At 44.3% G+C, this 5,483-nt stretch carries 6 protein-coding genes; 1 reads left to right on the top strand and 5 read right to left on the bottom strand.

All coding sequences use genetic code 11. The features are described from left to right. The first annotated feature begins 161 nt into the window (after positions 1–161). Positions 162–614 carry a hypothetical protein gene (locus RDS42_RS12025; RefSeq protein WP_308783873.1) on the top strand — a complete coding sequence of 151 codons (453 nt, stop codon included), beginning with the start codon at positions 162–164 and terminating at the stop codon, positions 612–614. Positions 615–657: 43 nt separating this feature from the next. Here RDS42_RS12025 and RDS42_RS12020 read toward each other — a convergent pair whose 3' ends face one another. Genes RDS42_RS12020 through RDS42_RS12000 form a run of 5 tightly spaced genes read right to left on the bottom strand, consistent with a single transcriptional unit; the run spans position 658 to position 5,412 of the window. Then, positions 658–1,104: a DUF1934 domain-containing protein gene (locus RDS42_RS12020; protein WP_308783872.1), complete on the bottom strand. Its 447-nt coding sequence runs from the start codon at positions 1,102–1,104 to the stop codon at positions 658–660. A 9-nt stretch (positions 1,105–1,113) separates the two neighbouring features. After that, a complete protein-coding gene (gene murI / locus RDS42_RS12015) occupies positions 1,114–1,935 on the bottom strand; it encodes a glutamate racemase (protein WP_308783871.1) in 822 nt (273 codons plus the stop codon). 60 nt (positions 1,936–1,995) lie between these two features. Beyond that, the gene (locus tag RDS42_RS12010) at positions 1,996–2,211 is read right to left on the bottom strand and encodes a hypothetical protein (RefSeq protein WP_308783870.1); all 216 of its coding nucleotides are present in this window, start codon (positions 2,209–2,211) and stop codon (positions 1,996–1,998) included. A 52-nt stretch (positions 2,212–2,263) separates the two neighbouring features. After that, positions 2,264–3,925, bottom strand: a complete 1,662-nt coding sequence (locus RDS42_RS12005; protein ID WP_308783869.1) for a GerAB/ArcD/ProY family transporter — start codon at positions 3,923–3,925, stop codon at positions 2,264–2,266. Positions 3,926–3,930: 5 nt separating this feature from the next. Then, positions 3,931–5,412, bottom strand: coding sequence for a spore germination protein (locus tag RDS42_RS12000; RefSeq protein WP_308783868.1), 1,482 nt, complete (start codon positions 5,410–5,412; stop codon positions 3,931–3,933). Positions 5,413–5,483 lie beyond the last annotated feature (71 nt).

The raw sequence follows: 5,483 nt of genomic DNA, 5'->3' as shown, positions 1-5,483 counted from the left end.
TTCAATCTAAATTCATTTTCCCCTTTTCCTTCGAAACTGTTTGCCTTTTAGACGGATTAATGATAAAATATACTTCGCATGACAAAGCATCTCTTTACAGGCCTTCCTTTCATATCTGCCTGTCCGGAGAAAAATAATTTTACATATTGAGGAGGGTATTTATGAATACATTTACCATCGTTCTTCTGGTTATCCTGGGTGTCCTCATCGTTGCAATGATCGCACTTTATTTTTTTGGGAAAAAGGCACAAAAAAAACAGGAAGAACAGCAGGCACAGATTGAAGCTTCAAAACAGACGGTCTCTATGCTGGTCATTGATAAGAAACGTCTTCGTTTAAAGGAATCCGGTCTTCCCCAGATGGTTATCGATCAGACGCCTAAATATCTGCGCCGTACCAAACTTCCCATCGTTAAGGCAAAGATTGGTCCCAAGATTTCCATTATGATCGCAGACGAAAAGATTTTTGAGCAGATTCCGATCAAAAAAGAAGTAAAAGCTGATATCAGTGGTCTGTACATTGTAGGCGTACGCGGTATCCGAGGTCACCTTGACACACCGCCTGCGAAAAAGAAAGGCTTCTTTAAAAGAATGTTCAGTAAAAAAGAAAAATAAAGTTCAAAAAAAATGAGGCTGCTGCTGCAACAGCCTCATTTTTTTATAACACAAAATCTTTTGAATCTGCCGGCTGCGCCTGAACGGAAAGATAGCAGTCTGCCACATGCTCTTCATTCATATCCAACGCATAATCCACCTTCATATCAATACTGTTTTCGCTTTCCCTCAGTTTCATCCCTGTGGCCGCAATTCCCATCTGCAAAGTACCAAAAGGAGTGGTATACAGAGTCATGTTCTTTTTTCCCTGTTCGAATACCATATGTACATTGACCAGCCCCTGCTTCCTGACTTCCATACTTCCGGAAGACATTTTTATGTAATTGATAGTAGGCTGGGAACTTTCATCCAGTATCTCCTCATATCTGAGATAGTGGCTTCCATTACGGAAATAATACTCTCCGGGAACAACAAGCTCTATGGGTTCCTGTTCATCTCCTGCATCCATCATCTGAAGTCCACGCACATGTATCAGTACGTTTTTGTCCATAAGTGCCTCCTAATATTTTTCGATATCTATTTTTTTAGTTGTTTCCACATCGTAAGGCAGGATCGAGCCTGCAAAGGCTTTGAATTTATCTGCCAGATCACTGACATAAAAACGATATGGAAATTCTTCCTGCTCCTGTCCTGAGCTGACCAGATCCATTTTCTGAAGAAGCGCTTTCAGATCCAGGGCTGTTTCATATGCAGGATTCACAAGCCGCACTTCCTCTCCCATAAACTCCCGGATCGTAGATCGGATAAGAGGATAATGAGTACAGCCCAGGATCAGAGTATCTACATTTTTGTCCTTAAATTCCTGAAGATATCTGGCTGTAACCTCCATGGTCACAGGATCATGAAGCCAGCCTTCCTCCACAAGAGGAACAAACAGAGGACAGGCCTTACCGATCACCGTTATATCCGGATCAAGTTTTTTCAGATAAGAAGCATGGATCCCGCTGTCAATAGTACCCACCGTTCCAATGACTCCCACTCTTTTATTCTTTGTTTCCTCAGCCGCAACCCTGGCTCCCGGTTCGATCACACCGATAATGGGAATCTCAAATTCATCCCTTACCTCATCCAGCGCAAATGCGCTTGCTGTATTACATGCGATCACAATAGCCTTTACCTGCTGCTCCATAAGAAAATGAATGATCTGTTTTGAATAGCGGATGATATTTTCTCTTGATTTTGACCCATAAGGCACACGGGCTGTATCTCCAAAATATACAATTTTTTCTGACGGAAGATTCCGCATGATCTCGCGGGCAACCGTAAGACCGCCCACGCCGGAATCAAATACGCCAATAGGCGCATCTCTGTCTGGCTTCATATACCATTCTCCATTTCTGAACTAATATGCATATTCAATATTCTTAGCCTGTATATCATATCACCAATCCAGAACTTCCGCAAGACGAAAGGCTATCTTTCGAGGATGGTCCTCCTCCTTTTCAGAAAAACAAAATTCCGGATATATTGTTCCCCACCATGCTGCCGTCCTGCAGGTTTTTGGAAGCCTGACACCTCCTGCCACCAGTATTGCCGCGGCCATGGCGGCAAGAACAGAAACGAGCAGTCTGTTTCTTTTCTCTTTTAACCATTCCATTCCTCATTGCCTCCTTATATTACTATTCAGAGTATGGACAGTTTCTGTTCTTTTATTCCAGATATACCCGGATCTCTTCATTTTCCAGAAGGATCGCCGGAAGAGCCGGAAGAGTTCCATTCTTATACCACTGATGATAAACCTGGCGTAAAGTCATTCCCTTTTTCTGCTGATCCGGGAGACGGTTCTCCAAAAGTCCTGTAAGGTATTCTCCTATAGAGGTTCCGCCGCTGTCCCAGGCTAAAACGGCTGAAGGATTTTCCGTTTGAAATACATAAACATTTTCTCCAACAAAAGGATCCTGATCCAGATAGGTAAGGAATTCTGTCCATCTCCCGCTTTCCACAAGCTGATTTCCCATCAGGATCACCTGAATATGGCTCATATCCAGATATTTTTCCTGAGACTGGTCATATTTTTCCCTGATCTGTACAAAATCTCTTCCTGTAACAGACAAAACAGAAGATTCCTTTTCTTCTTCCTCTTTTTCCTGTCCCGTAGCTTTTGGAAGGTCCGGCGTTCCATATATCAGAGAGAACCCCTCTTCTGAAGTATTTACGCCCAAAGCAAGAGGATACATTCTTTTTTCCGGCTCTATCGCTGCACATCCGCTGAGAAACAGCAAAAAAGCTACGCAAAGACAGCCAATCACCTTTTTTTGTCTTTTTTTCTTTCTGTTAAGCAGCATTCCTCCCTGTATCAGAATCAGCCCCGGTACAAATACATACCCCAGATATGACCCGAACACAGCTTCAATTCCTTTTCCATCTGTATTTATCACCGCTGCTGCAAAAACAGCTGCCGGAAGCCACCATCGTCCCTTTCCCATATGCGATCTGATCAGAATCTGGTGTCCATAATGAAACAGGCTTCCCACTGCAAAAAGTAAACTGTAAAGAAGGAACCCCATCCACAGCACATCAAACCTTGCCAGTACGTTTCCCGGAAGATCTGCCCCTGCCAGAAGCGGCAGCACCGGATAGGATTCCTGCTGCAGTCTGTCCCACCCCAGTACAGCCGGAAGCAAAAAAAGAATTCCTGCCAGAAGTCCGGCAAGTGTCAGAATTCCAACAACTACGGTTTTTCCCACAGTGCTTCTTTTTTCTACATCACGCAGCATAAACGGAAGAAGTGCAATACCGGAAAAAGCACATAATACCCCATAAAAACTTTTCAGGGTATCCTGCCCCGAAAACAGAACCGGCATTTCCTTCAGATAAGCAATACGGATCTGTACCATGCAAAGCAGCAGCAGCAGGAGTATTCCTCCCAAAAGAACTCCCCCTGATACCTCTGCCATCCTTCCTCTTCTCTGCATTCCTTTACAGGTACCAAAGCTGCATATAAAAACTGTAAAAAAAATGATCACGGTTCCCGGAATTCCTGTTACCAGCACAGACGGCACCAGCTTCCCTGTCAGAGATAAAAGATAACCATTGGCAAGGATCACATAACTCAAAAAGAAAAGCCCTGTCAGTCGTCCTGCAATCGGTCCCAGCATTTTTACCGGATCAGAATACCAGGGAACCAGACGCCGGAGAAAAAAGCTGTACAAAATCAGAAAAACACCTGCCAGCATTGTTCCGATGATTCCCGCCGCTCCCAGAATCTGCCCTCTTCCCGGAAGACAAAGGAGCGTCGGTGCCAAAAAAGCAAGAACCATCTGTCTGTAGAGCTGTCGGTGAGAAATTCTGTTATTATCTGCATAGTCCATACTTATTATTTCCTCCTTCGAAGACGGAGCTTTTGTTCCCTGCGTGCATAAAGAGGGCGGAACTGACGTTTACGAAAAGGCAGTCTCAGGATCCCGTCGCCTACATCTTTCACCGGCTCCTTTTTTACAAAAGGCAGAAGATATGGCATGCCAAAGCTTAAAAGTCCTGCCAGATGTGCCACAGTCATATAAATTCCCAGTACGATACCAAAAATACCCAGATATCCTCCCAAAAACAGAAACAGATACTTTAAAAGCCGAAATGCCGAAGCAAATTCTTCATTTGGTATCACCATTCCTCCAAGAGCTGTCAGCGCCACAATCATCACTACTATTGGGCTGACCAGATTGGCACTTACGGCAGCCTGGCCAACGATCAGACCACCCACTATTCCTATGGCGTTTCCCAGAGATCCCGGCACCCGTACTCCTGCCTCCCGTATCAGCTCAAAAGACAGTTCCAGAAAAACAAGTTCTGTTACACTGGAGAACGGCACGCCTTCTCTTGCCTCGGCAAAAGACAGAAGCAAATTTGTAGGAAGGATCTGTGTGTGAAACCGGATCACGGCAAGATACAGCCCTGGAAGAAGTACCGACATGATCAGCGCCAGATACCGAAGGATCCGCAGAAAAGAAGCCATTTCAAAATGATGATACCAGTCCTCACTGCTTTCCATAAATCCGTTAAAAGAACTTGGCAGGATCAAAGCATAAGGAGTATTGTCACAGATCACAACAATCTTTCCATTTAAAAGTTCCTGGGCCGCACGATCCGGACGTTCTGTTGTCTGGTACTGAGGAAACGGGGAGTACCATGTTTCTTCTGTCAGCTGTTCCAGCATCCCGCTGTCCAGTATGCCGTCGATCTCAAATTCCTCCAGTCTTTCTTTTACTTTCTCCAGAAGCTCTTCATGAACCAGATCTTCAATATAAAGAATCTGGATCATGGTATTTGACCGGATACCTGCACTTGTTTCCACAACTTTCATCCGGGTATCCCGAAGCCGTTTCCTTACAAGAGCAGAATTTGTTTTTACCGAATCAGAAAATCCTTCTCTGGATCCCCGAAGCACCTTTTCTGTCTCTGCTCCGGACACTCCCATATTCGGATATCCTTTACTTGATATCTTCATAGCCTTATCATAGCCGTCCATAAAGAAGAGAGCATTTCCGGCAAGAAGAGCTGCAAAGGCTTCTTCCATATTGTCAAACTTCTTTACATCTGCGATACCCAGGCTGTTGTTCCGCATAAAATCCTGGATCTGCTCCGGTGAGATTTCCCAGAAGTGATTTACCATTTTTCCAATAGCGGAATCATCCAGCATCATATTAGAAACTGCCACTTCGATATATACCATAAGGCAGTCTATCTTCCAGCTGTCGCCCAGGCGCATGGGACGGATCAGAATGTCCGCACAATTTTCACATCTGGCACGTATATAAGCTTCATTTTCTTTCAGATCAGAGGAAATTTTTGTTTTTTCCATGGGAGCCTCCTGTGGTCAAAAAAAGAGAGATACTTTATGTATCCCTCTTAGAGTACCCACTTTTTATAATT

It is taken from the genome of uncultured Blautia sp., from assembly GCF_902497045.1.
Taxonomy (GTDB): domain Bacteria; phylum Bacillota; class Clostridia; order Lachnospirales; family Lachnospiraceae; genus Blautia_A.
Note: the sequence above shows the minus strand (reverse complement) of the source record. Positions and strands in the feature narration are given on the sequence as shown.

What these genes read in the sequence shown, in the direction of transcription:
- RDS42_RS12025 (WP_308783873.1), top strand. Translation starts at nt 162, where the DNA reads ATGAATACATTTACCATCGTTCTTCTGGTTATCCTGGGTGTCCTCATC.
- RDS42_RS12020 (WP_308783872.1), bottom strand. Translation starts at nt 1,104, where the DNA reads ATGGACAAAAACGTACTGATACATGTGCGTGGACTTCAGATGATGGAT.
- murI (WP_308783871.1), bottom strand. Translation starts at nt 1,935, where the DNA reads ATGAAGCCAGACAGAGATGCGCCTATTGGCGTATTTGATTCCGGCGTG.
- RDS42_RS12010 (WP_308783870.1), bottom strand. Translation starts at nt 2,211, where the DNA reads ATGGAATGGTTAAAAGAGAAAAGAAACAGACTGCTCGTTTCTGTTCTT.
- RDS42_RS12005 (WP_308783869.1), bottom strand. Translation starts at nt 3,925, where the DNA reads ATGGACTATGCAGATAATAACAGAATTTCTCACCGACAGCTCTACAGA.
- RDS42_RS12000 (WP_308783868.1), bottom strand. Translation starts at nt 5,412, where the DNA reads ATGGAAAAAACAAAAATTTCCTCTGATCTGAAAGAAAATGAAGCTTAT.